The sequence below is a fragment of the Paraburkholderia sp. BCC1885 genome (assembly GCF_900996235.1).
In the GTDB taxonomy this organism is placed as follows: Bacteria; Pseudomonadota; Gammaproteobacteria; order Burkholderiales; family Burkholderiaceae; genus Paraburkholderia.
The window spans coordinates 1-1002 of sequence record NZ_CAAJGM010000015.1; the positions used below are offsets into that span (position 1 = coordinate 1).

Genomic DNA, 1002 nt, shown 5'->3' on the forward strand with positions numbered 1-1002 from the left:
TTCGTCACGAAAGACAAGGAACTGCATCCGCAAATCGATTTGACCGACGCGCAGATCAACGCCACGCCGCCGTACGCCAACGACAAGCCGATTCGCGCAGTCTCGCCCGCGCCGCCACCCGCTGCGGCTCCCGCGCCCGCTGCGGCTGCGCCTGCCACGGTGAGCGCGGTCTCCAACGCACGGGCGGCCCGATGACAGGCCGCACTCTGGTAACCGCGCGCAGTCTGCGTGCGCTCGACTGGCTGAATTTCTTCGTCGCGAATGTGCAGACGGGGTTCGGGCCGTTCATCGCGTCGTATCTCGCCTCGCATAAGTGGACTCAGGGGGAGATCGGCATGGCGCTCTCCGTGGGCACCATCAGTGCGATGGTGAGCCAGGTGCCGGGCGGCGCCGCGGTGGATGCCTTGCGCAACAAGAAAGGCGCGGCGGCATGGGCGATCATCGCGATCATCCTGAGCGCGGTATTGCTGGCCGTGAGCCCGACGGTGCTGCCGGTGATCGCGGCCGAGGTGTTCCACGGCTTTGCGAGCTGCATGCTGACACCCGCCCTGGCGGCGATTTCGTTCGCGCTGGTGGGTCGGGCGAATCTCGGCGACCGGCTGGGGCGCAATGCGCGTTGGGCCTCGATTGGCAGCGCGGTGGCGGCTGGGTTGATGGGGGTTTTCGGCGAGTACTATTCACCGCGCGCCGTGTTCTGGCTGACGGCCGCGCTCGCGGTGCCCGCGCTGTTTGCGCTGATGTCGATCCAGCGCACCGACACGGTCGAGTTACCGAAGGCCGGCCCGACGCCGCAGCAGATCGAACGGCGCGAGAGTTTGCGCGAGTTGCTGCGCGACCGGCGGATGCTGTTGTTCGCGGCGTGCATCGTGCTGTTCCATTTGTCGAATGCGGCGATGCTCAATCTGGCCGCGGGTGAAGTCACGGCCGGCATGGGTGACAACGTGCAGCTCGTGATCGCGGCATGCATCATCGTGCCGCAGGCGATCGTGGCAATGATGTCGC

Annotated in this window: 1 protein-coding gene and 1 pseudogene; both read left to right on the forward strand. The window is 66.7% G+C overall.

Annotated features, from left to right (window positions below; all coding sequences use genetic code 11):
• Positions 1-195: pseudogene (locus tag FQ755_RS01195) on the forward strand (PRC-barrel domain containing protein); the annotation flags it as partial.
• Positions 192-1002: MFS transporter (locus FQ755_RS01200; RefSeq protein WP_144150301.1), on the forward strand; the 811-nt coding region annotated here is incomplete at its 3' end. The pseudogene FQ755_RS01195 and the gene FQ755_RS01200, both read left to right, overlap by 4 nt.